This is a genomic window from Streptomyces sp. NPDC052064, from assembly GCF_055585925.1.
The window spans coordinates 61,403-86,676 of the sequence record NZ_JBVJJE010000001.1; the positions used below are offsets into that span (position 1 = coordinate 61,403).

The window sequence follows — 25,274 nt, forward strand, 5'->3', positions numbered from 1 at the left end:
AAGCCTTCCTCACGCAGCATCGCGGTGCTATTACACGAAAGAGCGGGAATGGATCTTCGTACTACTGGGCAGGGGCCCGCTTTTCCGCCCGTTGCGGGCGGCACGAACCGGCCCCTGGGCGGCTGGCGAATACCCGTGGGAACCTGTCGACAATGCCGCTGGGGAGCGTGCGGAACCGGACCTAGCGTGGTGATCCGTTCCTGCCAACCACTCCAGAGACGGCTCACCCATGCAGTACATCGCGCCGATCGGCATCGGCATCCTCTACGCCCTGTTGATGTCCCTCGTCCGCGAACCGCACCGGCGGCGCCTGAACGCGCTCATGGTCGGCGGCGCCGGCGCCGCGTACCTCAGCGGCGGCGGCATGGGCGGCTGGGAGTTCCCCTTCACCGTGCTGCTCACCTACGTCGCCTTCCGGGGCCTGGAGTCGTGGACCTGGATCGGCATCGGCTGGCTGCTGCACACGGCGTGGGACATCGTCCACCACATGAAGGGCAACCCGATCATCCCCTTCGCCCACACCTCCTCCCTGGGCTGCGCGATCTGCGACCCGGTGATCGCCCTCTGGTGCCTGCGCGGCGGCCCATCACTCATCGAGCTCGTACGTGACCGCCGCCGGTCCGGGCAGCCGCGGCCCGGCCCTGGCTCGCGGGAAGGCGTCAGCCCCGAGTCCCCCTCCCCCACCCCCGGGTGACAATGGCCCGGTGACCAGCCCCGAAACCTCCGGATTCGCCGCACTGCGCCCCCGGCTGCCCTCGCCGGTGCAGGAGGTCCTGGACGACCGGTTCGAGCGCCACGGCGTCCGGCTGGTGCTGAAGCGGGACGACCTGATCCACCCGGAGCTGATCGGCAACAAGTGGCGCAAGCTGGCACCGAACCTCGCGGCGGCGGCCGGCCGTACCGTCGTCACCTTCGGCGGCGCCTACTCCAACCATCTGCGCGCCACGGCCGCGGTCGGCCGGCTGCTCGGCATCCCCACGGTCGGGGTCGTACGCGGCGAGGAGCTGGCGGGCCGACCCCTCAACCCCTCACTGACCCGCTGCACGGCCGACGGCATGCGCCTGCACTTCGTCGACAGGGCGACGTACCGCCGCAAGTCCGAGCCGCGGGCCCTGGCCGCGATCCTGCGCGCGGCGGACGCCGAGGAGGCGTACGTCGTCCCCGAGGGCGGCAGCAACGCGGAGTCCGTACGCGGCTGCCGGGCGCTCGGCGCCGAACTGCACGGCCGGGCCGATGTCGTGGCCGTCGCCTGCGGCACCGGCGGCACTCTGGCGGGGCTGGCGGCCGGTCTCGCCCCTGGGCAACGTGCCCTGGGTGTCCCGGTCCTCAAGGGCGGCTTCCTGGCCGCCGACGTCAGGGCCTTGCAGCACCGGGCCTTCGGCGGCCCGCGCGGCACCTGGAGCCTCGACGACCGCTTCCACTTCGGCGGCTACGCGCGCGTGCCCGGCGAGCTCGACTCCTTCGCCGCGGACTTCGAGCACCGTCACGGACTGCCCGTCGAACGCCTGTATGTCGCCAAGCTGCTGTACGGGCTCGTCGCCCTGGCCGGCGAAGGCGCCTTCCCGCGCGGGACGACAGTGGCGGCCGTGGTCACCGGCCGCCCCTTCCCGTGACGCCCGGCAGCGCGTCCGCGCCGTCCGCCCCTGCGACCTTTACGCCGTCTCCCGGAACGCCGCCGCCTCCTCCAGGTCCAGCCTGCGCAGCAGGGTCCGCAGCATCTCGTCGTCGATGTACCGGGCGTCCCGGAGCTTGACGAACACCTCGCGCTCGGCGCTGATCATTTCTCGCGACAGCCGCCGGTAGGCGTCGTCGACGGATTCCCCGGTGACCGGGTTGGACTGCCCGAGCCGTTCCCAGACGGCGTTGCGGCGGCGCTCCAGGACGGTGCGGAGCCGGTCGGCGAGCGGCGCGGGCAGGGCGTTGCGCTCGTCGGTGAGGAGTTCGTCCAGGCGCCGCTCGGCGGCCCGGGAGGCCTGCGCCTGGGCGTTGGCCTCGGCCAGTGTCTCGGCCTGTGTGTCCCGCCCGGGGAACTTCAGCAACCGGATCAGCGGGGGCAGGGTCAGCCCCTGCACGACCAGTGTCCCGATGACCGTCGTGAAGGTCAGGAAGAGGATGAGGTTGCGGTGCGGGAAGGGCTCCTCGCCGTCGTGCAGGGTGAGCGGGATCGAGAAGGCGATGGCGAGCGAGACCACGCCCCGCATACCGGCCCACGCGACGACGAACGGCCCCTTCCAGGTCGGAGTCGCCTCCCGCTCCCGGATCCGGGCCGACAGCAGCCGCGGCAGGAAGGTCGCCGGGTACACCCACGCGAACCGGGCCGCGACGACCACCAGGAAGACGGCGACCGCGTACCAGGCGGCCAGGACCCCCTCGTACTCCCCGAGGCCCCTCAGCACCACCGGCAGCTGGAGTCCGATCAGCGCGAACACCGCCGACTCCAGGACGAAGGCGACCATCTTCCACACCGCCTCCTCCTGCAGACGCGTGGCGAAGTCGACCTCCCACGCGCGGTGCCCCAGGTAGAGCGCGACGACCACGACCGCGATGACACCGGAGGCGTGCACCTGCTCGGCGACGGCGTACGCGACGAACGGGGTCAGCAGGGAGAGCGTGTTCTGGAACAGCGCCTCCTTCACGTGCGTGCGCAGCCAGTGGATCGGCGCCATCAGCACGAGCCCGACCACGACGCCGCCGACCGCCGCGAGCAGGAACTCGCCGATGCCCCCGGCCCAGGTCGCGCCCTCGCCGACGGCGGCGGCCAGGGCCACCCGGTAGGCGGTGATCGCGGTGGCGTCGTTCAGCAGGGACTCGCCCTGGAGGATCGTGGTGATCCGCGACGGCAGTCCGACCCGGCGGGCCACGGCCGTCGCCGCGACCGCGTCCGGCGGCGCCACCACCGCGCCGAAGACCAGCGCCGCGGTGAGCGGCAGGTCCGGCACGATCTGGTACAGGGCCCAGCCGACGACGAAGGTCGCGAACAGCACGTACCCGACGGACAGCAGCGCGACCGGCCGCAGCTGCGCCCGCAGGTCGAGGTACGAGCTGTCGGTGGCGGCCGTGTGCAGCAGCGGGGGCAGGAGGAGCGGCAGGACGATGTGCGGGTCGAGAGTGTAGTCCGGCACCCCGGGGACGGAACTGACCGCCAGCCCGACCGCCACCAGCAGCAGTGGCGCCGGCACCGGTGTGCGCCTGGCCACCGCGGCGATCGCGGCGCTGCCCGCCACCAGCAACAGCAGTGGCATCACGTCCATCGTTCTCGCCCGCCCTCATTTTTCGACGCGGTCTTCCGCGCGACCGTCGTAACCTGGCAATCATGAAACAGTGCACGCACGCCGGGGCGCTGCCCCACCCCGAACCCGTCCCGCTCAGCGAGACGTGTCCGGAGTGCCTGGCGGAGGGCATGGATCCGGTGCAACTACGGCTGTGTCTGAGCTGCGGTCACGTCGGCTGCTGCGACTCCTCGTCGGGGCGGCACGCGGCGGAGCACCACAAGGAGTCCGGGCATCCCGTGATGCGGACCCATGAGCCCGGGGAGACTTGGCGCTGGTGCTTCGTCGATCATGTCCTGGTGTGACTCGACAGGACCCCGGCGTGGGACGGTTCGACCGTCTGACGTCTGGGTACGTCAACCCGGCGCACGCTCTTCCCATTTGGGCTCGCCAACCCTCTAGACACGGAGCGTATCCACAGGTTTACTGTGAGTGACGGCAAGGGGTTGGGGTCCCGGGGACAGGACCGTTGAGAGCGCGGTAGCGTCACCGCTGAACCATGTATCGCGTTACCCCGGGGGGCGACCCTCGGCCCTGAAACACTTGTACCACCATGGAGGTGAGGGTGTCCCAGATCGCAGGCGAGCCCGCGACTCAGGACTTCGTGGAAGTCCGGCTGCCGGCCGCGGGTGCCTACCTGTCGGTGCTGCGTACGGCCACGGCCGGTCTCGCGGCCCGTTTGGACTTCACCCTCGACGAGATCGAGGACCTGCGCATCGCGGTGGACGAGGCCTGCGCGATCCTGCTTCAGCAGGCCGTGCCCGGCTCCGTACTCAGCTGTGTCTTCCGCCTCGTCGACGACTCACTCGAGGTCACCGTCTCGGCGCCGACCACGGATGGTCATGCCCCCTCGCGGGACACCTTCGCCTGGACCGTCCTGTCCGCTCTCGCGGGCAAGGTCTCCTCCGCCGTGGACAAGGACAAGACCGTTTCGATCAGCCTCTACAAACAGCGCGGCGCGGGACCCGGGCCGGCGTGAGGAAAGAGGACGGGCCGGTGCGGGACGAAGAGCGCAGTACACGAGAACTGCCGGCCGAGGGCACGGCCACGGACACGTGCGGTCCGAGCGAAGCCCGGCGCATGGCGGACGGCATCGACGGCATCCCCGAGCAGGCCCGCCCGCATCCGGAGGACGACTCCGCGGAGGCCGTCCTCCCGGGCGGCGGGCAGCGGACCCAGGACGGTGTCGTGCGGAGCGCGCCTCCGGGCGGAGGGATCGCGGCACCTCCTGCCCAGGGGGGTCCCCCCACTCGCGCCAAGTCGGGAGTGGCGGAGGAGGCGAGGGCTCGGGGAAGGGCGACGGGCGGGACGATGAGCGAGCACGAGCGACACTCCGAGGACGAAACGCCGCGCGCGCACCACGCACAGGGTGCGCAGCACGGCTCCCCGGACCGCAGCGGGGCGCGCGAGATGTTCCTCAAACTGCGCACGCTGAGCAATGGCAGCCCCGAGTACGCGGAGCTGCGCAATCAGCTGGTCCGTATGCACCTGCCGCTCGTGGAGCATCTCGCACGCCGCTTCCGCAACCGCGGCGAGCCGCTCGACGACCTCACCCAGGTCGCCACGATCGGGCTGATCAAGTCCGTCGACCGCTTCGACCCGGACCGCGGCGTGGAGTTCTCGACGTACGCGACCCCGACGGTCGTGGGCGAGATCAAGCGGCACTTCCGCGACAAGGGCTGGGCGGTGCGCGTCCCGCGTCGACTCCAGGAGCTGCGCCTCTCGCTGACGACGGCCACGGCCGAGCTCTCGCAGCTGCACGGCCGCTCCCCCACGGTCCACGAGCTCGCCGAGAAGCTGGCGATCTCGGAGGAGGAGGTCCTGGAGGGCCTGGAGTCCGCCAACGCGTACTCCACGCTGTCCCTGGACGTCCCCGACACCGACGACGAGTCCCCGGCGGTCGCCGACACCCTCGGCGCGGAGGACGAGGCGCTGGAGGGCGTGGAGTACCGGGAATCCCTCAAGCCGCTGCTGGAGGACCTCCCGCCGCGCGAGAAGCGGATCCTGCTGCTGCGCTTCTTCGGCAACATGACCCAGTCGCAGATCGCGCAGGAGGTCGGCATCTCGCAGATGCACGTCTCGCGGCTGCTGGCGCGCACACTGGCCCAGCTCCGGGAGAAGCTCCTCGTCGAGGAGTGACGGCTACTTCTGTACGTTGCCGGGCCCGCGGATCCCGAGGGCCCGGGTCGTCTCGGGGTTCACGAGCAGGACGAGCGCCGACACGGCCACGACCGCGAGGGCGATCCCGGCCGGAATGGCCATGCTGTCGGCCTGGAGCAGGTTGTAGGCCACGGGCAGCGCCATGAGCTGGGTGATGACGGCCGGGCCGCGGCTCCAGCTGCGGCGGCCGAGCAGCCCGCGCGCGGCGAGCAGCGGCAGCAACGCGAGCACGACGAGCGTGACGCCCCCGGTCACGGCCTGCTGGCGGCTGTCCGGCTCGCCGGTGAGTCCGAGGACCAGCATCCACACGCCGCCGACGACCAGCGCCAGCCCCTCCAGTGCGGCCAGCAGCGCGGCGTACGTCAGCCGCCGCGGGCGGGGGCCGGTGTTCTCCGGGGTGGTGGGGGTCTGCTCACTGCTCACCCCTGAAGAGTAGCCCTCGGCTACGCGCCCCTCGTGGCGAGGTTCACCCCCGCTCTCTTACCTGATCCCTACCTCGGTCTGGGCCAGGTACCACCCAGTAGGTACGCTGCCAGTCATGCGTGCACTTCTCGTGGTCAATCCGGCGGCAACCACCACAAGTGCGCGTACACGCGACGTACTGATCCACGCGCTCGCCAGCGAGATGAAGCTGGAAGCGGTCACCACCGAGTACCGCGGGCACGCGCGCGACCTGGGCCGGCACGCGGCGGAGAGCGACGACATCGACCTGGTGGTGGCCCTCGGCGGCGACGGCACGGTCAACGAGGTGGTCAACGGCCTCCTGCACGCCGGCCCCGAGCCGGGACGCCTCCCCGGTCTCGCCGTGGTCCCGGGCGGCTCCACCAATGTCTTCGCCCGCGCCCTGGGCCTGCCCAACGACGCGGTGGAAGCCACCGGGGCCCTGCTGGACGCCCTGCGCGACGGCAGTGAACGTACCGTCGGCCTGGGCCTCACCTCCGGCACGCCGGGCACGGAGGACGAGGCGGTGCCCTCCCGCTGGTTCACTTTCAACGCGGGGCTCGGCTTCGACGCCGGTGTGGTCGGCCGGGTGGAGCAGCACCGCGAGCGCGGCCGGAAATCCACACACGCCCTTTACGTACGCCAGGTCGTACGCCAGCTCCTCGGCGAGCCGAACCGCCGGCACGGCACGATCACGCTGGAGCGGGCCGGGGAGGATCCGATCACCGATTTGGTGCTGTCCATAGTCTCGAACACCTCCCCATGGACGTTTCTGGGGAATCGCCCGATCTACGCGGCGCCTAAGGCCTCGTTCGATACCGGACTCGATCTCTTCGGTCTCAGCCGGCTCTCCACGGCGGCGGTTGCCCGGTATGGCACCCAGTTGCTCACTTCGTCCCCCGAGCGCGGACCCCGTGGCAAGCACGCGACCTCTCTGCACGATTTGACCGAGTTCACCTTGCATTCGAAGGTGCCGCTCCCCCTCCAGATGGACGGTGACCACCTGGGGCTGCGAACAAGCGTGACGTTCACAGGCGTACGCCGTGCACTGCGTGTGATTGTGTGAGCAGAACTGGCTAAAGTCCTTTCACTCGAACGTTTAGGCCAGGATCCACCCCATGGAAGTACGGCTGTGACCTAGTCGACACCGAAGAATCAAAAAAAACTTTCCAGAAGGGGTTGTGTCCGCCGCTGAGGTTTGCGAGTCTCTACATGGCGATCGGGACGGCCCGCAACATCGGCCTCCACTGATCACCAGAACCCCTCTTCAAATCACAGGACCCACGCCAGGGAACCTGGCGGTCGGCCCTTCACTTGTTGAGGGATTCGTGAAAGCGTTCACATTCACAAGCAAGCCCTGCACGTAATACCAAGGAGAGGTAGCAGCCATGGACTGGCGTCACAACGCCGTTTGCCGCGAGGAAGACCCCGAGCTCTTCTTCCCCATCGGCAACACCGGTCCTGCGCTGCTGCAGATCGAGGAAGCCAAGGCCGTCTGCCGTCGCTGCCCGGTTATCGAGCAGTGTCTGCAGTGGGCGCTTGAGTCCGGCCAGGACTCCGGCGTCTGGGGTGGTCTCAGCGAGGACGAGCGCCGCGCCATGAAGCGCCGCGCCGCCCGCAACCGGGCTCGTCAGGCCTCCGCCTGACAATCCACCCCTGCTGACAGCCTGAGCTTGGCGGCGCGTACAGCGAGTACGCATCTCCCGCCCCCGAGCCGCAGCGCGCAGTTCCCCCGATGCGCTTAGTTAAGCAGCAACGAGCTTTAGCCCCGGGCCATTTGATGGCCCGGGGCTCAATGCTTTTCAGGGCCTGATCCCGCTGGGCGTTTTCTACTTCCGCGTAGGCACCGGGATGTCCAGGATCACACGGGTGCCACGCTCCGGGGCCGGGACCATGTCGAACGTTCCCCCCAACTCGCCCTCCACCAGGGTCCGTACGATCTGGAGGCCGAGGTTGCCCGCGGTCTGCGGATCGAAGCCGGCCGGCAGGCCGACGCCGTCGTCCTGGACGGTGACCAGCAGGCGGGCCTCTTTCGTCGTACCGCCGCGAACCGCCGACACCTCGACCGTCCCGGTGTCGCCCTCGCGGAAGCCGTGCTCCAGCGCGTTCTGCAGAACCTCGGTCAGCACCATCGAGAGCGGGGTGGCGACCTCGGCGTCGAGGATGCCGAAGTGGCCGGTGCGCCGGCCCGTGACCTTGCCCGGGGAAATCTCCGCGACCATCGCCAGGACGCGGTCGGCGATGTCGTCGAACTCCACGCGCTCGTCCAGGTTCTGGGAGAGCGTCTCGTGCACGATCGCAATCGATCCGACGCGTCGCACCGCCTCCTCCAGGGCCTCGCGTCCGCGGTCGGACTCGATGCGTCGGGCCTGGAGGCGGAGCAGAGCAGCCACCGTCTGGAGGTTGTTCTTGACGCGGTGGTGGATCTCCCGGATCGTCGCGTCCTTCGTGATCAACTCGCGTTCGCGACGGCGGAGTTCGGTGACGTCGCGGAGCAGGACCAGCGAGCCGATGCGGGTGCCCTTCGGTTTGAGGGGGATCGCGCGGAACTGGATGACCCCGTCGCTGCCCTCGATCTCGAACTCGCGGGGAGCCCAGCCGCTGGCGACCTTGGCGAGCGCTTCGTCCACCGGTCCCCGCGTCGGGGCGAGTTCGGCGGTGGTCTTGCCCAAGTGCTGGCCGACGAGGTCGGAGGCGAGGCCCATGCGGTGGTAGGCGGACAGCGCGTTCGGGGAGGCGTACTGGACGATGCCGTCGGCGTCGAGCCGGATCAGTCCGTCGCCCACCCGGGGCGAGGCGTCCATGTCGAGCTGCTGGTTCGCGAAGGGGAAGGCGCCGGCCGCGATCATCTGCGCGAGATCGGAGGCGCTCTGGAGGTAGGTGAGCTCCAGGCGGCTCGGGGTACGCACGGTGAGGAGATTGGTGTTGCGCGCGATGACGCCGAGGACGCGCCCCTCCCGCCGTACGGGGATCGACTCGACCCGGACCGGGACCTCTTCGCGCCACTCGGGGTCCCCCTCGCGCACGATGCGACCCTCGTCGAGGGCGGCGTCCAGCATCGGGCGGCGGCCACGCGGGACGAGGTGGCCCACCATGTCGTCCTGGTAGGACGTCGGACCGGTGTTGGGCCGCATCTGCGCGACGGACACGTACCGCGTGCCGTCGCTGGTGGGAACCCACAGCACCAGGTCGGCGAAGGAGAGGTCGGAGAGCAGCTGCCACTCCGAGACCAGCAGGTGGAGCCACTCGAGATCGGTGTCGTCGAGGGCGGTGTGCTGGCGTACGAGTTCGTTCATGGAGGGCACGTGAGCGAGCGTACCCGGGGGTTTGTACGGCTCTGAAATGTACGGGCCCGGACAGGTACGGGCTCCTGGAACACCCGCGGGCCGCGGCGCCTGAGAGGGACCCTCAACCCTCCCGGCACCGCAGCCCGGAGCAGTATCGGCCGTGGGGTGTGCGGTCCCGGTCGGCCGAAGGACGAGGAGCCGGGGCAGTCAGGGCAGAGAGCCTCGGTTCCTCTGTCCGCCTTCCTGTGCGGGGAAGGCGGAGGCTGGTGCGCGCTGCACACGCGCTCTCGTCACGCATTGTGGACTAGACCACTCGTGGGTGTCCATGCGTTGGAGGCTGTTCGTTGTTGTTAATTCTCCGACGGGTCGGACACGCTGGCGTCCTCCCCGCAGCCTAACCCGTGTGGGTTCCTGTGCGGGGCCAGATGGACATGGCAATTTCCGCGACCGCCTCCAGTTCCTCCCGGCTCGCCCCGTCCCGCGCCTGTTGTGACATGCCCTGGATCATCGCTCCGGTGTGGCGGGCCAGGGCGGGGGCGTCGGTGCCCGGCGGCAGCACGCCGGCGGCGACATCGGCTCGGATGCGGCTCTCGAACGCGGCGATGTTGGCGTTGCGGCGGTCCCGCAGCGACTGTTCGACCTCGGGGGTCGAGCAGTTCGCGGCGGCGTGGACGACGAGGCAGCCGTGCGGGTGGCCGGGTTCCGTGTACGCGACGGCGGCCTCGCGCAGCGTGCGCTCGACGGCGGCCCGGGCGGTGGGCTCCTCGGCGAGAGCCCGGTCGGTGAACGAGCCGTACCCCGTGCCGTAGACCTGCACGACCTCCTCGAAGAGGGACCGCTTGTCGCCGAAGGCCGCGTAGAGACTGGGGGCGCCGATGTCCATGACGCGAGTGAGGTCGGAGACGGACGTGGCCTCGTAACCGTGCTCCCAGAAGGCCAGGAGTGCCTTCTCCAGTGCGGTCTCGCGATCGAAGGAGCGGGGGCGGCCGCGGGGCCTTCCCTTGCCCCTGCTCGTCATTGTTCCGTTGCCCTTGCCCGTCGCGGTTTCGTCGCCCTTGCCCGTCGCGGTTCCGTGCCTCTCGGCCCTCGCGGTCCCGTCGTCGTTCACCATGGAGTGCATTTTATAGCGGGCACTAGAGAAATGTCGCCGGGGTGGGGTACGGTCATTTCTGTAGCGACCACTAGAAATATGAGAAGGGGGCGCCGACATGGGCGTGCTCACGGGCAGGACGGCACTCGTCACGGGGGCGAGCAGGGGCATCGGGCGAGGGATCGCCGAGCGGCTGGGGCGCGACGGCGCGCGGGTCGGAGTGCACTACGGCAGGAACGAGACGGCGGCGAAGGAGACGGTCGCGGCGATCGAGGCGGCGGGCGGCTCGGCGTTCGCGGTGGGCGTGGAGCTGGGCGTACCGGGGGACGCCGAGGCGCTGTGGGCGGAGTTCGACCGGCACGCGGACGGGCTGGACATCCTGGTGAACAACGCGGGGATCGGCAACACGCGGCCGATCCAGGAGCTGGAGGAGCAGGAGTACGACAAGGTCTTCGCGGTGAACGTGAAGGCGCCGTTCTTCATACTCAAGCAGGGCATGAGCCGGCTGCGGGACGGCGGCCGGGTCGTCAACATCTCCTCGGGGCTGGCCCGGACGGCGGCGATGCCGGACAACATGGCGTACGCGATGACGAAGGGCGCGCTGGACGTCCTCTCGCGGGACCTGTCCAAGGTGCTGGGCCCTCGGGGTATCACGGTGAACTCGGTGGCGCCGGGGATCATCAACACGGACAACACGGCCCCGCTGCTGCACGGCAGTGCCGACGGCTGGGCGAAGGCCGCGGCGTATTCGGCCCTGGGCGGGGTGGGCGAGCCGGCCGAAGTCGCCGACGTGGTGGCGTTCCTGGTCTCGGACGCAGGGCGGTGGGTCACGGGAAGCTGGGTGGACGTGACGGGGGGTTCGCTCACCTAGTCAACGAGTCTCCGTCACCTTCGCCAGCGCCCGAGGCGCGTCCGGGTCCTGACCTCGGGCGATGGTGACCTCGTAGGCCAGGAGCTGAAGCGGAATGATCTCCAGGACGGGCTGGACCTCCTCGGCCACGTCGTCCGTCGGCAGGACGAAGCCGGCCGACGCCTGCTCGACCTGATGCCTGGGGCCGATGACGACCAGGTCGGCACCGCGGCCGCGCAGCCGGTCGAGGACCGGCTGGAGCGCTTCGCCGCCCTTGCCGTCGGTGACCACGGCGATGACCGGGGAGACGTTGTCGACCATGGCGAGCGGTCCGTGCAGCAGGTCGGCGCCGGAGTAGGAGAGGGCGGGGATGTAGCTGGTCTCCATCAGCTTGAGGGCGGCCTCCTTGGCCGTGGGGTAGCCGTAGCCGCGTGAGGTGATCACCATGCGCTCGGCGAAGCGGTAGCGGGCGGCGAGGGCGCGCACCTCGTCCTGCCGGGCGAGCAGTTGCCCGGCGAGGTCCGGCAGCACGTGGGCCTGCGCGCCGTCGCCGCCGCGCAGGCCCTCGACGAACAGGTAGAGCGCGAGGAGGGAGGCGGTGTACGTCTTGGTCGCGGGGAGGGCCTTCTCCGGTCCGGCCATGATGTCGATGTGGTACTCGGAGACGCTGGCGAGCGGTGAGTCCGGGTTGTTGGTGACGGCGAGCGTGATCGCGCCGGCCTCGCGGGCGGCCCGGGTCGAGGCGACCAGGTCCGGGGAGCCGCCGGACTGGCTGACGGTGACGACGAGGACGTCCGTGAGGTCGGGCCGGGCACCGTAAGCCGTGGTGGTGGACATCGAGGTGAGTCCGCAGGGCAGGCCGAGCCGGATCTCCAGGAGGTACTTGGCATAGAGGGCGGCGTTGTCGGAGGTGCCGCGGGCGGTCAGCAGGACGAAGCGGGGAGCGCGGGCGGCGATCTGGCGTGCCACGTCCCGGATGGCGGGGGCGCCGTCGGCGAGGATCCGGCGCAGGACGGCGGGCTGCTCCGCCATCTCCCGGGCCATGATCCGGCCCGGGCGCTCGCTGGGGGCGTCCGGTGTGGCGGCGGTCATGGCGGGTTCCTTCCGGACGCGGGCCGATGCAGCTCCCATTCCACTCCCCCGCACCGCGGAACGCCCACACGGGGCCGGCGCTGTTCACCTGCCGGAGACCTGGTCGGCACCGGGCGGCTGCCCCTGTGGGACCGGCGGCATTCACCCTGGGAGCGGCGCTCCCCGCTCTGTTAGATTGGTCTAAACCACACGGCCCTTCCGGGTCCAGTCCCAGTTGAGCACCCCTCTCAGATCGGCAGGCCCAGCGTGGAAGTTGTCATCGTTCCGGACGCCAAGGCGGGCGGCGATCTCATCGCCGAGGCCATGGCCCAGCTGCTCCGGCGCAAGCCCGCCGCCCTGCTCGGCGTGGCGACCGGCTCGACGCCGCTGCCCGTGTACGAGGCGCTGGCGGCCAAGGTGCGCGCCGGTGCCGTGGACGTCGCGGGGGCGCGGATAGCCCAGCTCGACGAGTACGTGGGGCTGCCCGCCGACCATCCGGAGTCGTACCGCTCGGTGCTGCGGCGTGAGGTGCTGGAGCCGCTCGGGATCGGGATGGACCAGTTCACGGGGCCGGACGGTACGGCCGAGGACGTGCAAGGGGCGTGCGAGGCGTACGACAGGACGCTTGCGGACGCCGGGGGTGTGGACCTTCAGCTGCTCGGGATCGGGACCGACGGGCACATAGGGTTCAACGAGCCGTGTTCGTCGCTGGCGTCGCGGACACGGATCAAGACGCTGACCGAGCAGACCCGGATCGACAACGCGCGCTTCTTCGACGGCGACATCGACCAGGTGCCGCACCACGTGATCACGCAGGGCATCGGCACCATTCTGGAGGCCCGGCACCTGGTGCTGCTCGCCACCGGCGAGGGCAAGGCGGACGCGGTCGCGGCGACGGTGGAAGGGCCGGTCGCCGCGGTGTGCCCCGCGTCCGCGCTCCAGCTCCACCCGCATGCGACCGTCGTGGTCGACGAGGCCGCCGCGTCGAAGCTGAAGCTGGCGGACTACTTCCGGTACACATACGCCAACAAGCCGGAGTGGCAGGGGATCTAACGGCCGAGCGCCCCCGCCTCCAGGATCTCGTCGTCGGCCGGCTCGTCCTCGGCCCGCAGGCCGGCCACCCACAGCGGCATGACCCAGTGGACGACGAGGACGGCGATGAGGAGGGGTGCCGCGTAGGCCTTCGGGGCGTTGCCGTCGACACCGCCTGTGATCAGCAGGGCGACCGCCGTCGCGGCCAGGAGCAGCGTCGTCATGCGGTGGGCCCGGGCCAGGGTGCGGCTGCGTTCGGCCGACTGCCGCTCGTCCAGTACGTGCTCGCGCAGCTCCAGCAGGCCCCGGGTGGCGCCGTTGATGATCCCGGTCGCGACCATCCAGGGAAGCAGCAGCACCGCCATCGCGGCGACGGGCCACAGCGGTTCGTCCTTGGCGAGGAAGAAGTGGGTCATCAGCGCGCCGATGGCCACGGTGAGGGTGATGTGCGCGGCGACGGCCAGCCGTCGGCGCGCCGCCGTGGCGTACCAGGCCTGGCCGCGACGGTCGTTCATGATCCGCAGCATGCTCCGGTCGTAGTGGGTCAGGCGTGTCGTCGTCATGGCTGGTTCCTCCCGTAGACCTCGTCCGTGAGCGGCCGGAACGGTTCGAGGGAGAACAGGGCCTCGACCGGCAGGCTGAAGAACCTCGAGATCTTCAGTGCCAGGTCGAGGCTCGGGTTGTACTGCCCTCGCTCGATGTAGCCGATGGTCTGGTAGTGGGCTCCCACTGCCTCGGCCAGGCTCTGGCGCGACACCTTCCGTTCGGCGCGCACCATGGCCAGCCTGTTGTGCACCTGCTCGCTCATGTATAAGAAGTACTACATCTGGAGGCAGGGTTACAACCTGCTTCGGCAACGCGCCGCGCCACCGCCTACAACCCGGCGATCACCTCGGCCGCCGCCCGGCCGCAGACACGGGCCGCGCCGTGGGTGGCGATGTGCAGGGCGCCTCGGGGTGCGGCCTGGGGGACGCCCATTTCCACCACGATGGTGTCGGGGCGGGCGGCCAGCATGGTGTCGAGGGCCGAGGCCATCCAGGGGTGGCGGTGCTCGTCACGGACTACGGCGACGACGCGGCGCGGACCGGCTGCCTGAAGGGCCGCCCGCCCGGCGCTGTCACCGGCATCGCCCTCGTTGCAGTCCTCGCCCTTGCCGTCCTCGGCGCAGAAGCTGCCCGTCACCGTGCCCGGCAGGAGGTGGACGAGTTCGGCGGCGACGCCCCAGGGGGTCTCGCCGCCCACCGCGATGTTGGCGACGGGCGTGAGGGCGGCGACGTAGGGCGGTTCGGTGAGGGGCTTGAAGGTCTCCGGGCTCCCCAGACCCGGGGCGACGGTGACCGTGAGGGCGCGGCGGGCGGCGTGCAGGCCGATCTCGCTGCCGCGCGTCTCCTCAGGCGCGCGGCCGGCCGTGCTCGCCCAGCGGGCCAGCGCCCGGACCCGGTCCGCGGCCTCGGCCAGGCGTTCCTCGGGAAGCTCACCCGTGCGTACCGCCACGACCAGGGCATCCCGCAGGCGCCGTACGGTCGCGTCGTCGGCCAGGCCGCCGCCCACGCAGATCGCGTCGGCACCGGAGGCGACGGCGAGGACGCTGCCGCGTTCGATGCCGTAGGTGCCCGCGATGGCCCGCATCTCCATGCCGTCGGTGACGATGAGGCCGTCGAAGCCGAGTTCGCCGCGCAGCAGGCCGGTCAGGATTCGGCGGGAGAGCGTGGCCGGGCGGTCCGGGTCCAGGGCCGGGATCAGGATGTGGGCGCTCATCACGGCCCGGCTGCCGGCGGCGATGGCCGCGCGGAACGGTGTCAGTTCGCGGTCACTCAGCACGTCCGCGGGGACGTCGATGCGAGGGAGGGCGTGGTGGGAGTCGACGGCCGTGTCGCCGTGGCCGGGGAAGTGCTTGGTGCAGGCGGCGACTCCGGCGGACTGGAGGCCGGTCACATAGGCCGCGGTGTGCCGGGCGGCCAGTTGGGTGTCGGCGCCGAAGGAGCGGACACCGATCACCGGGTTGCGCGGGTCGGAGTTCACGTCGGCGGACGGGGCCCAGTTGAGGTTCACGCCGCAGGCCGCGAGGCGGCGGCCCAGTTCATGGGCGACCTCTCGCGTCAGCTCCACGTCGTCCACCGCGCCGAGGGCGTGGTTGCCCGGGAAGGAGGAGCCGGTCCGCACCTCCAGGCGCGTCACGTCACCGCCTTCCTCGTCGATCGCGACCAGCACGTCGTCGCGCTCGGCCCGCAGCCGCGCGGTCAGCGCTGCCAGTTGGCCGGGCGAGGCGATGTTGCGGCCGAACAGGCCGACGGAGGCGAGGCCCTCGCCGAGCCGGCGCAGCAGCCAGTCAGGGGCGGTCGTTCCGGTGAAGCCGGGCTGGAGAACCGTCAGGGCGTCGCGCGTGAGCGTGTCGGTACCGTCGGCGAGTGTCGTCATCGGGTGGGGTCATCCCTTCACGGCGCCCGCGGTAAGACCCGCGGCCATCTTGCGCTGGACGAGGAGGAAGAGGGCGACGATCGGCACGGCCATCATCGTGGCGCCGGCCATCATCGGGGCGTATTCGGTGCCGTGCTTCGTGGTGAAGTTGCCGAGCCACACGGTCGCCGTCTGGTTCTTCTGGCTGAGCAGCATCAGGGCGTACAGGTACTCGTTCCAGGCCTGGATGAAGCCGTAGACCGAGGTGGCGACCATGCCCGGGGCCAGGAGCGGGAAGACGACCCGGAGGAAGGCGCCCGTGCGGGAGCAGCCGTCGACCATGGCCGCCTCCTCCAGTTCCTTCGGGATGTTGACGATGAAGCCCCTCAGCGTCCACACGGTGAACGGGAGGACGAAGGTCAGGTACGTGATGATGAGGCCCGTCAGCCGGTCGTACTGGCCCAGGTCGTTGAGCAGCAGGAACACCGGGATGATCATGGCGACGAGGGGGACCGTCTGGACCGCGAGGATGCCCACGATCACGATCTTGCGGCCACGGAAGGCGAAGCGGGAGATGGCGAGCGCGGCCAGCATCCCCACGGCCATGCCGATGACGACCACCGCCAGCGACACCACCAGGCTGCGACCCACCGGGCCCCAGAAGTCGGCGATGTCCAGCGCCCGGCCGAAGTTGGCGAAGGTGATGCCGGTCGGCAGCAGGCTCGGATCCGGGTCGATGGCGTCCTCGGCGGGCTTGAACGCCGTGTTGAGCATCCAGTAGAGCGGGAAGCCCGCGGTGACGAAGACCAGGAGGCCGAGGAGGTTCCACCAGAGCTTCGGCGCCCGGCGGCCGGTCAGCGTGCTGCTCATTCGACCTCTCCGATCTTCAGCATCTGCCGCATGTAGACGGCGACCACGCCGAGCAGCAGCAGGACGGTGATCAGCGCGATGGCCGAGCCCTGGGCGTAGTCGTTGACCACGAACGCCCGGTCGTAGGAGTAGGTGTTGAGGACCTGGAACTCCGGCTCGGGGTGGCCGTTACGCATGACGAACACCTGGGGAAAGACGCCCATGTCCCAGATGACCGACAGGGTCGTCAGCATCACGATGATCGGCTTCAGGACGGGCAGGGTGACATAGCGGAAGACGCCCCAGGAGCCGGCGCCGTCCAGGCGGGCGGCCTCCTCCAGTTCCTTCGGGACCTGGGTGAGACCGGCGCTGAGCGTGATGACCACGAACGGCACGGCTCCCCACACCACCAGCAGCATGATCACGGCCAGGCCCTGGGGCCCGCTCGCGAACCAGTTGTGGCCGGTCATCTCGACGCCGGGCAGCTTGCTGAGCAGCGCGTTGAAGACGCCGTAATCCGAGTCGAAGAGCCACTTGAAGACCGTGGTCGCCACGATGACGGGCATGCCCCAGCCGGCCACCAGCACGATGTTGATGAGCATCTTCAGCCAACCGGAGACGCGCTGGAGCAGCAGGGCGATGGCCATGCCGACGACCATCGTGAAGACGACGGCCCCCGCGGCGAAGACGATCGTGCGGACCACGACGGTCCAGAACTCGCCGTCGCCCAGCACCTCCGCGAAGTTGTCGAACCCGACCGACTCGGCCGGCTGGAAGCCCCACAGCTGGGACTGCCCGAACTTCTGGAAGGACAGGGTGACCAGACGGGTCAGCGGATAGCCCATGACCAGGGCCAGGATCAGCAGGCAGGGCGCGAGCAGCAGCCAGGGGACGGCGGGCCCGCCCGACCTGCGCTGCCCACGTGGCCGCCGGTCCTCGACGGGCGGCGGTGGTGCCTGCCGCGGTGGCGGCACCTTGGCAGGGGTGGTGGTGTGTGCGGCACTCATCGCGCGCTCCTCGGCGGGTCCCTCAGGTCTTGACGACGGCGGGGCTCCGCGACCGGGAGCCCCGCCCGTAGGTCACTTGGTGTTGATGACCTCGTCGATCGCGGCGGCCGCCTCCTTGGCGGCGGCCTCGACCGACTTCTTGCCGGTGCCGATGCCCTGGAGCATGGTCTGAAGGATCTGCGCCTTCTCGACCTGGCCCCAGCCGGGGGCCATCGGGACGAACCAGTTGGACTCGGCGGCGGTGGCGGGGACCGCCGTCTTCGGGTCGTTCTTCAGCGTCGCGAGGTCGGTCTTGTTGTTGGGCAGGTTGCCCTTGGCCATCAGGCCCTTCTGGCCGGAGGAGCCGGTGAACGCGTTGATCCACTCGGCGGCCAGGGCCGGCGCGTCGGACTTCACCGGCACGGCGAGGTCGGAGCCGCCCAGGAAGACGGGCATGTTCTTGCCGGACGGGCCGGGCATCACGAAGTTCTCGAGGTTGCCCTTGAGCTTGCCGGTCTTGTCGTTCTTCGGGTCCTCGGCGGTCGCGCCCTCCCAGGCGGCGGCGAAGATCATGGCGGACTTGCCCTGGCCGTAGACGATGTAGCGGTCGGACTCGTCCTTGGTCTTGTCGCCGTGCATGTAGGAGTCGACGACGTTCTTGAACTCCTTCAGGCCCTTGAGGGACTCGGGTGAGGAGAGAGAGGCCTTCCACCGGCCGCCCGACTCGGTGGCGATGGCGCCGCCGGCGTCGTAGACGAAGGACATGGCCGCGTACCAGTCGCGGGTCGGCTGGTACCAGGCGCTGAACTTGTCGCCCTGCTTCTTCTGGATCTCGTCCAGGGCGGCGGTGAGCTCCTGGTATGTCTTCGGCGTGGACTTCACACCGACCGACGCCGCCACGTCCTTGCGCCAGTTGGCGACGCGGCCGCCGGCGTAGTAAGGGACGCCGTAGGTCTTGCCCTCGTAGGTCACCGAGGCCTTGAGACCGTCCAGCCAGGCGTCCGAGCTGTCGAACTCGGCCGGGTCGAGGGGGGCGAAGGCGCCCTTGACCATGTAGCCGAGCATCTCGGTGTTGCCCATCTCGACCACGTCGGGGGCCTTGTCGGTGGCGAGGACGGCGTCGAGCTTGGCGTTCTTGTCGGGCCAGCCGTAGTACTCGTGGTTGATCTTGAGGCCGGGGTGCTTCTTCCGCACCGCCGCGTCGGCGGCCTTCACCAGCTCCGGCCAGTTGTTCTGGGCATCGACGGTGAGCCAGACGGTCAGCTCCTCGGCGTCCGCGCCCTTGTCCGAACCCCCACTGCCACCCTCGCCCCCGCACGCCACGATGGAGACCATCATGCCCGCGATACCGATCGCGGATATCAGCTTGCGCTTCACGCCATCCTCCTCAGGGATGCCACCGACCCCCCTGCTCCCCGCGGTGAACGTGGGGCCAGGACCCTGGACCAATGGTGTAGACCAGTAGCGGGAGCTTGGACCGGGCCAGCTGACCTGTCAAGGGTCCGGAATAAGGCTCTGACCAGCCGTTATACGACCTACATATGCAGGAACCTTTAAGTAAGAACCCGGCGAAAACCCAGCCAGGCACGGCATACTCCAGGTAGACCACTTGGAGTTATGGACTAGACCAAAAGAGCCGCCGACGGTATACAAGTGGGATCGTGTCGGCACAGGAGCCGGGAAGGCGGAGCATGAGCACCGACATCAGCAGTGCGGAGAACGAGAGCGGGGCACCCGTCCGTACCGCACGCGTGCCCAAGTACTACCGCCTGAAGAAGCACCTGCTCGACATGACCGAGACCCAGGCGCCCGGCACGCCGGTCCCGCCCGAGCGCACACTGGCGGCGGAGTTCGACACTTCGCGCACGACCGTGCGCCAAGCGCTCCAGGAGCTGGTCGTCGAGGGCCGGCTGGAGCGCATCCAGGGCAAGGGCACGTTCGTCGCCAAGCCGAAGGTCTCGCAGGCGCTGCAACTGACCTCCTACACCGAGGACATGCGGGCCCAGGGTCTCGAACCCACCTCGCAGCTCCTGGACATCGGCTACGTCACCGCCGACGACCGCCTCGCCGGGCTGCTCGACATCACGACCGGTGGACGGGTGCTGCGCATCGAGCGGCTGCGTATGGCCAACGGCGAGCCGATGGCCATCGAGACGACCCACCTGAGCGCGAAGCGCTTCCCGGCCCTGCGCCGGTCCCTGGTGAAGTACACGTCCCTGTACACCGCGCTCGCCGAGGTCTACGACGTCCATCTCGCGGAGGCCGAGGAGACCATCGAGACCTCGCTGGCCACCCCGCGCGAGGCCGGTCTGCTCGGCACGGACGTCGGCCTGCCGATGCTGATGCTCTCCCGGCACTCGCTGGACCGGGAAGGGCAGCCGGTGGAGTGGGTGCGGTCGGTGTACCGGGGGGACCGGTACAAGTTCGTGGCGCGTCTGAAGCGGCCTCAGGAGTAGTGCACGCCGTGCGGCCCTTCGAGCGGATGCGCACGGACCGGCAGGAGCAGGGCCCCGCGGGGGTTCCGCCGCTGCTGAGCGCCGCTGTACAGAGCAGGTTTCTTTTGAGTACCGCATTACGGACGAGGGGTTCCGTTCTTGCCACACCCTGTCCTAGATTGCCTGCGCATTACACAGGTGATCACTGAGGGGACGGAGCCGCCTGATGTCGCAAGCCCCAGAAGCCAGCAGAGAAACAATGGTGACGCCGATGCGCGTCGTCATCGGCCTCTGCCTCATAGCGCCCTTCGTGGCCATGCTGTGGGTCGGCTCGTACGCCAAGACCGACCCGGCCTTCATCGGGATCCCGTTCTTCTACTGGTACCAGATGGCGTGGGTGCTGATCTCCACCGCGCTGACGATGATCGCCTACAAGCTGTGGCAGCGTGACCAGCGCGCCCGCTCTGCCGCGAAGGGCGGTGCGTCCGAGTGAAGGACGGCGTGAACGGCGTCGCACTCGCCGTCTTCATCTTCTTCTTCCTGGCCGTCACGGTCATGGGCTTCCTGGCCGCGCGCTGGCGCAAGGCCGAGAACGAGCACAGCCTGGACGAGTGGGGCCTGGGCGGCCGCTCGTTCGGCACCTGGATCACCTGGTTCCTGCTCGGCGGCGACCTGTACACGGCGTACACCTTCGTGGCCGTACCGGCGGCGATCTACGCGGCGGGCGCGGCCGGCTTCTTCGCGGTGCCCTACACGATCCTCGTCTACCCGCTGATCTTCACCTTCCTCCCCCGCCTGTGGTCGGTCTCGCACAAGCACGGGTACGTGACGACGTCCGACTTCGTGCGCGGCCGCTTCGGCTCCAAGGGCCTCTCCCTGGCCGTGGCCCTCACCGGCATCCTCGCGACGATGCCGTACATCGCGCTCCAGTTGGTCGGCATCCAGGCCGTGCTGGACGTGATGGGTATCGGCGGCGGCGAGAACACCAACTGGTTCATCAAGGACCTGCCGCTGCTGATCGCCTTCGGTGTGCTGGCGGCGTACACGTACTCGTCGGGTCTGCGGGCGCCGGCGCTGATCGCGTTCGTGAAGGACACCCTGATCTACATCGTCATCGCGGTGGCGATCATCTACATCCCGATCAAGCTGGGCGGGTTCGACGAAATCTTCGCCAAGGCCGGCGAGGCGTACAGCCAGACCAACCCGGCGACGGGCGCGCCGCGCGGTGCGCTGGTGCCGCCGGAGGCGGGGCAGTGGACGTACGCCACGCTGGCGCTGGGCTCCGCGCTCGCGCTCTTCATGTACCCGCACTCGATCACGGCGACGCTGTCCTCGAAGAGCCGTGAGGTGATCCGCCGCAACACCACGATCCTGCCGCTGTACTCGCTGATGCTGGGCCTGCTCGCACTGCTCGGCTTCATGGCGATCGCGGCCGGGATCAAGGTGCAGAACGGGCAGCTGGCGATCCCGCAGCTGTTCGAGACGATGTTCCCGGACTGGTTCGCGGGCGTGGCCTTCGCGGCGATCGGTATCGGGGCCCTGGTCCCGGCGGCCATCATGTCCATCGCGGCCGCGAACCTCTTCACCCGCAACATCTACAAGGACTTCATCAAGCCCGACGCCACGCCCGCCCAGGAGACGAAGGTCTCCAAGCTGGTCTCCCTGCTGGTGAAGGTGGGCGCGCTGGCCTTCGTCCTCACCATGGACAAGACGGTCGCCATCAACTTCCAGCTGCTCGGCGGCATCTGGATCCTCCAGACCTTCCCGGCCCTGGTCGGCGGCCTGTTCACCCGCTGGTTCCACCGTTGGGCCCTGCTCGCGGGCTGGGCGGTCGGCATGGTCTACGGCACGGTCGCCGCGTACGGTGTCGCCTCCCCGACCCAGAAGCACTTCGGCGGGTCGTCGAAGGAGATTCCGGGCATCGGCGAGATCGGCTACATCGGCCTCACGGCGTTCGTCCTGAACGTCGTCGTCACCGTGGTCCTGACCTTCGTCCTCAAGGCCCTGAAGGCCCCCGACGGCATCGACGAGACCAAGCCGGAGGACTACACGGCGGACGCGGGCGACCCCGGGGTCCAGGTGGAGCTTCCCCCGGCCACGGCAGGGGCCGGTCACTGAGCCACTGGGACCAGCCACGTACAACCCGCAGCGGGCCGCCGTGAGAACCATCCACGGCGGCCCGCTGTCGTGCACACTCACCCGCATGGACATAGTTGTCAGGGCAGTGAAGCCCGACGAATACACCACGCTCGGCGAGATCACGGCCCAGGCCTATCTCCAGGACGGCCTCCTCGCTTTCGGCGAGAGCGACTGGTACCTGGGCGAACTGAAGGACGTGGCCAAGCGGGCGGCAGCCGCCGACGTCCTGGTGGCCTCGGAGGACGACCACATCCTCGGCGGCGTCACGTTCGTGCCCTCCGGCGGCCCCATGGCCGACCTCGCCCGTCCCGGGGAGGCCGAGATCCGGATGCTCGCCGTGGCCCGGCCGGCCCGAGGCCGTGGCGTCGGCGAAGCCCTCGTCCGCGCCTGCGTCGAACGCGCGAGGGCCACGGACGCCTGCACCACCCTCGTCCTGTGCACCCAGCCCACGATGCACGCCGCCCACCGCGTCTACGAACGGCTCGGCTTCACCCGTGCCCCCGAGCGCGACTGGAACCCGATCCCGGGCGACGACAAGTTCACGCTCCTCACCTATCAGTTGACGCTCTGAAACCAGCGCGACACAACATCTGGGGGTGTCACCGGAACACGGCACAAGATGTATGCTCATGCTCGCTGTCGCCGCAGGGGAATCCGGTGGGAATCCGGAACTGTCCCGCAACGGTGTACCCATGCCTTTTATGCGCGTATGGGAGTCAGTCCGAGGACCTGCCGACAGCGCGCCCGGCCGTCCGGCCGGTGTGCCCCGATGTCCGGGCCTCGTGGAATGGGCCGGTGGACGCGACGCCGCGTGCGCTCGTGTGCTGCCCCCTGCCCTGCGAGGCCCCCGTGCCGAGCGAGGGAGAGCCCCACGTGACCATCGCGCCAGCCGATCCGGTCTCAGCCGCCGAAGAAGAGCACGACGGTCCCGGTGCCGCGCTGCTGCGGACCCTGACCGAGCTGACCGCCGACCTCCCCGACGCCGACCCCGGCCGGGTCGCCGCCGCCGCGCTGCGCGGCCGGTCCGCCCGGGCCGACGAGTCGGAGTTGCGCGAGCTGGCGACCGAAGCGGCCGCCGGCCTCATCTCCGAGGATCCCGTCTACTCCCGGCTGGCCGCGCGCCTGCTGACGATCGGGATCCGCGCCGAGGCCGCCTCGCAGGGCGTCACGTGCTTCACCGAGTCCGTGGCGGTCGGGCACCGGGAGGGCCTCATCGCCGACCGGACCGCCGAGTTCGTGCGCGTCCACGGCGCCCGTCTCGACGCCCTGATCGACACGGCCGCCGACGACCGCTTCGGCTACTTCGGCCTGCGCACGCTGCACAGCCGCTACCTGCTGCGGCACCCGATCACCCGCAAGGTCGTCGAGACGCCCCAGCACTTCATGCTGCGCGTCGCCGCGGGTCTGGCGGAGGACGACACGAGCAGGTCGGTCGACGAAGTCGCCGCGCTCTACGGGCTCATGAGCCGGCTCGACTACCTCCCCTCCTCCCCCACCCTCTTCAACTCCGGCACGCGGCACCCCCAGATGTCGTCCTGCTACCTCCTCGACTCCCCCAAGGACGAGCTGGACTCGATCTACGACCGCTACCACCAGGTGGCGCGGCTGTCGAAGCACGCCGGCGGCATCGGAATCGCGTACTCCCGTATCCGCGCGCGCGGTTCGCTGATCCGCGGCACCAACGGCCACTCCAACGGCATCGTCCCGTTCCTGAAGACCCTCGACGCCTCGGTCGCCGCCGTGAACCAGGGCGGCCGCCGCAAGGGCGCCGCCGCGGTCTACCTGGAGACCTGGCACTCCGACATCGAGGAGTTCCTGGAGCTGCGCGACAACACCGGCGAGGACGCCCGCCGTACGCACAACCTGAACCTCGCGCACTGGGTGCCCGACGAGTTCATGCGGCGGGTGAACGGCGACGCGCAGTGGTCGCTGTTCTCTCCCTCGGACGTGCCCGAGCTGGTCGACCTGTGGGGCGAGGAGTTCGACACCGCGTACCGGGCGGCCGAGGCGAAGGGCCTCGCCAGGAAGACCCTGCCGGCCCGCGAGCTGTACGGCCGCATGATGCGCACCCTGGCGCAGACCGGCAACGGCTGGATGACCTTCAAGGACGCCGCCAACCGCACCGCCAACCAGACGGCCGAGCCGGGCCACGTCGTCCACTCCTCCAACCTCTGCACGGAGATCCTCGAGGTCACCAGCGACGGGGAGACGGCGGTCTGCAACCTGGGGTCGGTCAACCTCGGCGCGCTCGTCGACCAGGCCGGCGGGGACATCGACTGGGAGCGGCTGGACGAGACCGTCCGTACGGCCGTCACGTTCCTGGACCGGGTCGTGGACATCAACTTCTACCCGACCGAGCAGGCAGGCCGGTCGAACGCCAGGTGGCGTCCCGTCGGCCTCGGAGCCATGGGCCTCCAGGACGTCTTCTTCAAGCTGCGCCTGCCCTTCGACTCGCCGGAGGCCAAGCGGCTCTCCACCCGCATCGCCGAGCGGATCATGCTCGCCGCCTACGAGGCCTCGGCCGATCTCGCGGAGCGCAACGGCCCGTTGCCGGCGTGGGAGAAGACCCGTACGGCGAAGGGTGTGCTCCACCCCGACCACTACGACGTGGAGTTGGCCTGGCCGGAGCGCTGGGCGGCCCTGCGTGAGCGCATCGCCGCGACCGGCATGCGCAACTCCCTGCTCCTCGCCATCGCGCCGACGGCCACCATCGCCTCCATCGCGGGCGTGTACGAGTGCATCGAGCCGCAGGTGTCCAACCTGTTCAAGCGCGAGACGCTGTCCGGTGAGTTCCTCCAGGTCAACTCCTACCTGGTTCAGGAGCTGAAGCGGCTCGGCGTGTGGGACGCGCGCAGCCGGGAGGCCCTGCGCGAGGCGAACGGCTCGGTGCAGGACTTCGCCTGGATCCCCGAGGACGTACGCGCCCTCTACCGCACGGCCTGGGAGATCCCGCAGCGCGGCCTGATCGACATGGCGGCGGCCAGGACCCCGTTCCTGGACCAGTCCCAGTCCCTGAACCTCTTCCTGGAAACGCCGACCATCGGCAAGCTCTCCTCGATGTACGCCTACGCCTGGAAGTCCGGGCTGAAGACCACGTACTACCTGCGCTCGCGCCCGGCGACCCGCATCGCCCGCGCGGCACAGGCCACCGTCCCCGTGCAGCAGCCGGCGCCGGAAGACGCCGTCGCCTGCTCCCTGGAAAACCCCGAGTCCTGCGAGGCCTGTCAGTAATTCCCACCCGCCACCCGACCGCCACCCCTGGAGGACG

The 25,274-nt window shown here is 69.8% G+C and carries 25 protein-coding genes and 1 riboswitch; of the genes, 14 read left to right on the forward strand and 11 right to left on the reverse strand.

The genetic code is table 11. The features are described 5' to 3' along the window. The first annotated feature begins 229 nt into the window (after positions 1-229). Complete coding sequence (locus tag ACZ6TU_RS00320; protein ID WP_467678978.1) at positions 230-694, forward strand: DUF6010 family protein; 465 nt, start codon at positions 230-232, stop codon at positions 692-694. Between the two features lie 10 nt (positions 695-704). Further along, positions 705-1,613, forward strand: coding sequence for a 1-aminocyclopropane-1-carboxylate deaminase/D-cysteine desulfhydrase (locus ACZ6TU_RS00325; protein ID WP_467678977.1), 909 nt, complete (start codon positions 705-707; stop codon positions 1,611-1,613). Positions 1,614-1,652: 39 nt separating this feature from the next. On the opposite strand, the gene ACZ6TU_RS00330 is transcribed toward ACZ6TU_RS00325, so the two are convergent. Next, the gene (locus ACZ6TU_RS00330; protein ID WP_467678975.1) at positions 1,653-3,251 is read right to left on the reverse strand and encodes a Na+/H+ antiporter; all 1,599 of its coding nucleotides are present in this window, start codon (positions 3,249-3,251) and stop codon (positions 1,653-1,655) included. A gap of 62 nt (positions 3,252-3,313) precedes the next feature. Between ACZ6TU_RS00330 and ACZ6TU_RS00335 the strand changes: the two genes are divergently transcribed. From ACZ6TU_RS00335 to ACZ6TU_RS00345, 3 genes are all read left to right on the forward strand, one after another. Further along, on the forward strand, positions 3,314-3,574 hold the full coding sequence (locus ACZ6TU_RS00335) for a UBP-type zinc finger domain-containing protein (RefSeq protein ID WP_469545596.1): 261 nt from the start codon (positions 3,314-3,316) through the stop codon (positions 3,572-3,574). Positions 3,575-3,834: 260 nt separating this feature from the next. Then, positions 3,835-4,248 (forward strand): ATP-binding protein, encoded by a 414-nt coding sequence (locus tag ACZ6TU_RS00340; protein ID WP_003992877.1) that lies wholly within the window; start codon positions 3,835-3,837, stop codon positions 4,246-4,248. A gap of 17 nt (positions 4,249-4,265) precedes the next feature. Continuing rightward, positions 4,266-5,408: an RNA polymerase sigma factor SigF gene (locus tag ACZ6TU_RS00345; protein WP_467678971.1), complete on the forward strand. Its 1,143-nt coding sequence runs from the start codon at positions 4,266-4,268 to the stop codon at positions 5,406-5,408. Between the two features lie 3 nt (positions 5,409-5,411). Here ACZ6TU_RS00345 and ACZ6TU_RS00350 read toward each other — a convergent pair whose 3' ends face one another. Further along, on the reverse strand, positions 5,412-5,852 hold the full coding sequence (locus ACZ6TU_RS00350) for a hypothetical protein (protein ID WP_467678969.1): 441 nt from the start codon (positions 5,850-5,852) through the stop codon (positions 5,412-5,414). 115 nt (positions 5,853-5,967) lie between these two features. On the opposite strand from ACZ6TU_RS00350, the gene ACZ6TU_RS00355 reads away from it, so the two are divergent. Beyond that, positions 5,968-6,936 carry a diacylglycerol/lipid kinase family protein gene (locus tag ACZ6TU_RS00355; RefSeq protein ID WP_467678967.1) on the forward strand — a complete coding sequence of 323 codons (969 nt, stop codon included), beginning with the start codon at positions 5,968-5,970 and terminating at the stop codon, positions 6,934-6,936. A gap of 322 nt (positions 6,937-7,258) precedes the next feature. Then, positions 7,259-7,516: a WhiB family transcriptional regulator gene (locus tag ACZ6TU_RS00360; RefSeq protein ID WP_003992873.1), complete on the forward strand. Its 258-nt coding sequence runs from the start codon at positions 7,259-7,261 to the stop codon at positions 7,514-7,516. A 183-nt stretch (positions 7,517-7,699) separates the two neighbouring features. Here ACZ6TU_RS00360 and ACZ6TU_RS00365 read toward each other — a convergent pair whose 3' ends face one another. Both ACZ6TU_RS00365 and ACZ6TU_RS00370 read right to left on the reverse strand, forming a co-directional pair. Continuing rightward, positions 7,700-9,166 (reverse strand): sensor histidine kinase, encoded by a 1,467-nt coding sequence (locus tag ACZ6TU_RS00365; RefSeq protein ID WP_467679088.1) that lies wholly within the window; start codon positions 9,164-9,166, stop codon positions 7,700-7,702. Between the two features lie 385 nt (positions 9,167-9,551). Then, on the reverse strand, positions 9,552-10,175 hold the full coding sequence (locus ACZ6TU_RS00370) for a TetR/AcrR family transcriptional regulator (RefSeq protein ID WP_467679086.1): 624 nt from the start codon (positions 10,173-10,175) through the stop codon (positions 9,552-9,554). A gap of 190 nt (positions 10,176-10,365) precedes the next feature. Here ACZ6TU_RS00370 and ACZ6TU_RS00375 point away from each other — a divergent pair, with 190 nt between their 5' ends. Continuing rightward, complete coding sequence (locus ACZ6TU_RS00375) at positions 10,366-11,118, forward strand: SDR family oxidoreductase (protein WP_467678965.1); 753 nt, start codon at positions 10,366-10,368, stop codon at positions 11,116-11,118. On the opposite strand, the gene ACZ6TU_RS00380 is transcribed toward ACZ6TU_RS00375, so the two are convergent. Further along, the gene (locus ACZ6TU_RS00380) at positions 11,119-12,189 is read right to left on the reverse strand and encodes an SIS domain-containing protein (protein ID WP_467678963.1); all 1,071 of its coding nucleotides are present in this window, start codon (positions 12,187-12,189) and stop codon (positions 11,119-11,121) included. A 246-nt stretch (positions 12,190-12,435) separates the two neighbouring features. Between ACZ6TU_RS00380 and nagB the strand changes: the two genes are divergently transcribed. Further along, positions 12,436-13,221, forward strand: coding sequence for a glucosamine-6-phosphate deaminase (gene nagB / locus ACZ6TU_RS00385; protein WP_467678961.1), 786 nt, complete (start codon positions 12,436-12,438; stop codon positions 13,219-13,221). Here nagB and ACZ6TU_RS00390 read toward each other — a convergent pair. From ACZ6TU_RS00390 to ACZ6TU_RS00415, 6 genes are all read right to left on the reverse strand, one after another. Further along, positions 13,218-13,763, reverse strand: a complete 546-nt coding sequence (locus ACZ6TU_RS00390; protein ID WP_467678959.1) for a hypothetical protein — start codon at positions 13,761-13,763, stop codon at positions 13,218-13,220. The genes nagB and ACZ6TU_RS00390 overlap by 4 nt on opposite strands. Next, a complete protein-coding gene (locus tag ACZ6TU_RS00395) occupies positions 13,760-14,008 on the reverse strand; it encodes a helix-turn-helix transcriptional regulator (protein WP_467678957.1) in 249 nt (82 codons plus the stop codon). The genes ACZ6TU_RS00390 and ACZ6TU_RS00395 overlap by 4 nt, the downstream gene beginning before the upstream one ends. Positions 14,009-14,073: 65 nt before the next feature. Then, positions 14,074-15,618: a glycoside hydrolase family 3 protein gene (locus tag ACZ6TU_RS00400; protein WP_469545603.1), complete on the reverse strand. Its 1,545-nt coding sequence runs from the start codon at positions 15,616-15,618 to the stop codon at positions 14,074-14,076. 9 nt (positions 15,619-15,627) lie between these two features. Then, a complete protein-coding gene (locus ACZ6TU_RS00405) occupies positions 15,628-16,467 on the reverse strand; it encodes a carbohydrate ABC transporter permease (protein ID WP_467678954.1) in 840 nt (279 codons plus the stop codon). Beyond that, the gene (locus ACZ6TU_RS00410) at positions 16,464-17,453 is read right to left on the reverse strand and encodes a carbohydrate ABC transporter permease (protein ID WP_467678953.1); all 990 of its coding nucleotides are present in this window, start codon (positions 17,451-17,453) and stop codon (positions 16,464-16,466) included. Before ACZ6TU_RS00410 ends, ACZ6TU_RS00405 begins: the two co-directional genes overlap by 4 nt. A 72-nt stretch (positions 17,454-17,525) precedes the next feature. Continuing rightward, on the reverse strand, positions 17,526-18,809 hold the full coding sequence (locus ACZ6TU_RS00415; protein WP_469545608.1) for an extracellular solute-binding protein: 1,284 nt from the start codon (positions 18,807-18,809) through the stop codon (positions 17,526-17,528). Between the two features lie 314 nt (positions 18,810-19,123). Between ACZ6TU_RS00415 and ACZ6TU_RS00420 the strand changes: the two genes are divergently transcribed. The 5 genes from ACZ6TU_RS00420 to ACZ6TU_RS00440 all read left to right on the forward strand — a co-directional run bounded on the left by ACZ6TU_RS00420 (position 19,124) and on the right by ACZ6TU_RS00440 (position 25,237). After that, on the forward strand, positions 19,124-19,888 hold the full coding sequence (locus ACZ6TU_RS00420) for a GntR family transcriptional regulator (protein ID WP_467678950.1): 765 nt from the start codon (positions 19,124-19,126) through the stop codon (positions 19,886-19,888). A 238-nt stretch (positions 19,889-20,126) separates the two neighbouring features. Beyond that, positions 20,127-20,360: a DUF3311 domain-containing protein gene (locus tag ACZ6TU_RS00425; RefSeq protein WP_029181722.1), complete on the forward strand. Its 234-nt coding sequence runs from the start codon at positions 20,127-20,129 to the stop codon at positions 20,358-20,360. Continuing rightward, complete coding sequence (gene mctP / locus ACZ6TU_RS00430; RefSeq protein ID WP_467678948.1) at positions 20,357-21,985, forward strand: monocarboxylate uptake permease MctP; 1,629 nt, start codon at positions 20,357-20,359, stop codon at positions 21,983-21,985. The genes ACZ6TU_RS00425 and mctP overlap by 4 nt, the downstream gene beginning before the upstream one ends. 85 nt (positions 21,986-22,070) lie before the next feature. After that, positions 22,071-22,577, forward strand: a complete 507-nt coding sequence (locus ACZ6TU_RS00435; protein WP_469545611.1) for a GNAT family N-acetyltransferase — start codon at positions 22,071-22,073, stop codon at positions 22,575-22,577. A gap of 52 nt (positions 22,578-22,629) precedes the next feature. After that, positions 22,630-22,757: riboswitch (cobalamin riboswitch) on the forward strand. Between the two features lie 122 nt (positions 22,758-22,879). Continuing rightward, positions 22,880-25,237 carry a ribonucleoside-diphosphate reductase subunit alpha gene (locus ACZ6TU_RS00440; RefSeq protein ID WP_469545615.1) on the forward strand — a complete coding sequence of 786 codons (2,358 nt, stop codon included), beginning with the start codon at positions 22,880-22,882 and terminating at the stop codon, positions 25,235-25,237. The last annotated feature ends 37 nt before the right edge of the window (positions 25,238-25,274 follow it).

Bases quoted from the DNA above. Each gene is read 5' to 3' on its own strand.
- ACZ6TU_RS00320 (WP_467678978.1), top strand. From the start codon at position 230: ATGCAGTACATCGCGCCGATCGGCATCGGCATCCTCTACGCCCTGTTG.
- ACZ6TU_RS00330 (WP_467678975.1), bottom strand. From the start codon at position 3,251: ATGGACGTGATGCCACTGCTGTTGCTGGTGGCGGGCAGCGCCGCGATC.
- ACZ6TU_RS00335 (WP_469545596.1), top strand. From the start codon at position 3,314: ATGAAACAGTGCACGCACGCCGGGGCGCTGCCCCACCCCGAACCCGTC.
- ACZ6TU_RS00355 (WP_467678967.1), top strand. From the start codon at position 5,968: ATGCGTGCACTTCTCGTGGTCAATCCGGCGGCAACCACCACAAGTGCG.
- ACZ6TU_RS00360 (WP_003992873.1), top strand. From the start codon at position 7,259: ATGGACTGGCGTCACAACGCCGTTTGCCGCGAGGAAGACCCCGAGCTC.
- ACZ6TU_RS00365 (WP_467679088.1), bottom strand. From the start codon at position 9,166: ATGAACGAACTCGTACGCCAGCACACCGCCCTCGACGACACCGATCTC.
- ACZ6TU_RS00370 (WP_467679086.1), bottom strand. From the start codon at position 10,175: ATGACGAGCAGGGGCAAGGGAAGGCCCCGCGGCCGCCCCCGCTCCTTC.
- ACZ6TU_RS00375 (WP_467678965.1), top strand. From the start codon at position 10,366: ATGGGCGTGCTCACGGGCAGGACGGCACTCGTCACGGGGGCGAGCAGG.
- ACZ6TU_RS00380 (WP_467678963.1), bottom strand. From the start codon at position 12,189: ATGACCGCCGCCACACCGGACGCCCCCAGCGAGCGCCCGGGCCGGATC.
- ACZ6TU_RS00390 (WP_467678959.1), bottom strand. From the start codon at position 13,763: ATGACGACGACACGCCTGACCCACTACGACCGGAGCATGCTGCGGATC.
- ACZ6TU_RS00395 (WP_467678957.1), bottom strand. From the start codon at position 14,008: ATGAGCGAGCAGGTGCACAACAGGCTGGCCATGGTGCGCGCCGAACGG.
- ACZ6TU_RS00400 (WP_469545603.1), bottom strand. From the start codon at position 15,618: ATGACGACACTCGCCGACGGTACCGACACGCTCACGCGCGACGCCCTG.
- ACZ6TU_RS00405 (WP_467678954.1), bottom strand. From the start codon at position 16,467: ATGAGCAGCACGCTGACCGGCCGCCGGGCGCCGAAGCTCTGGTGGAAC.
- ACZ6TU_RS00410 (WP_467678953.1), bottom strand. From the start codon at position 17,453: ATGAGTGCCGCACACACCACCACCCCTGCCAAGGTGCCGCCACCGCGG.
- ACZ6TU_RS00420 (WP_467678950.1), top strand. From the start codon at position 19,124: ATGAGCACCGACATCAGCAGTGCGGAGAACGAGAGCGGGGCACCCGTC.
- ACZ6TU_RS00425 (WP_029181722.1), top strand. From the start codon at position 20,127: ATGGTGACGCCGATGCGCGTCGTCATCGGCCTCTGCCTCATAGCGCCC.
- ACZ6TU_RS00435 (WP_469545611.1), top strand. From the start codon at position 22,071: ATGGACATAGTTGTCAGGGCAGTGAAGCCCGACGAATACACCACGCTC.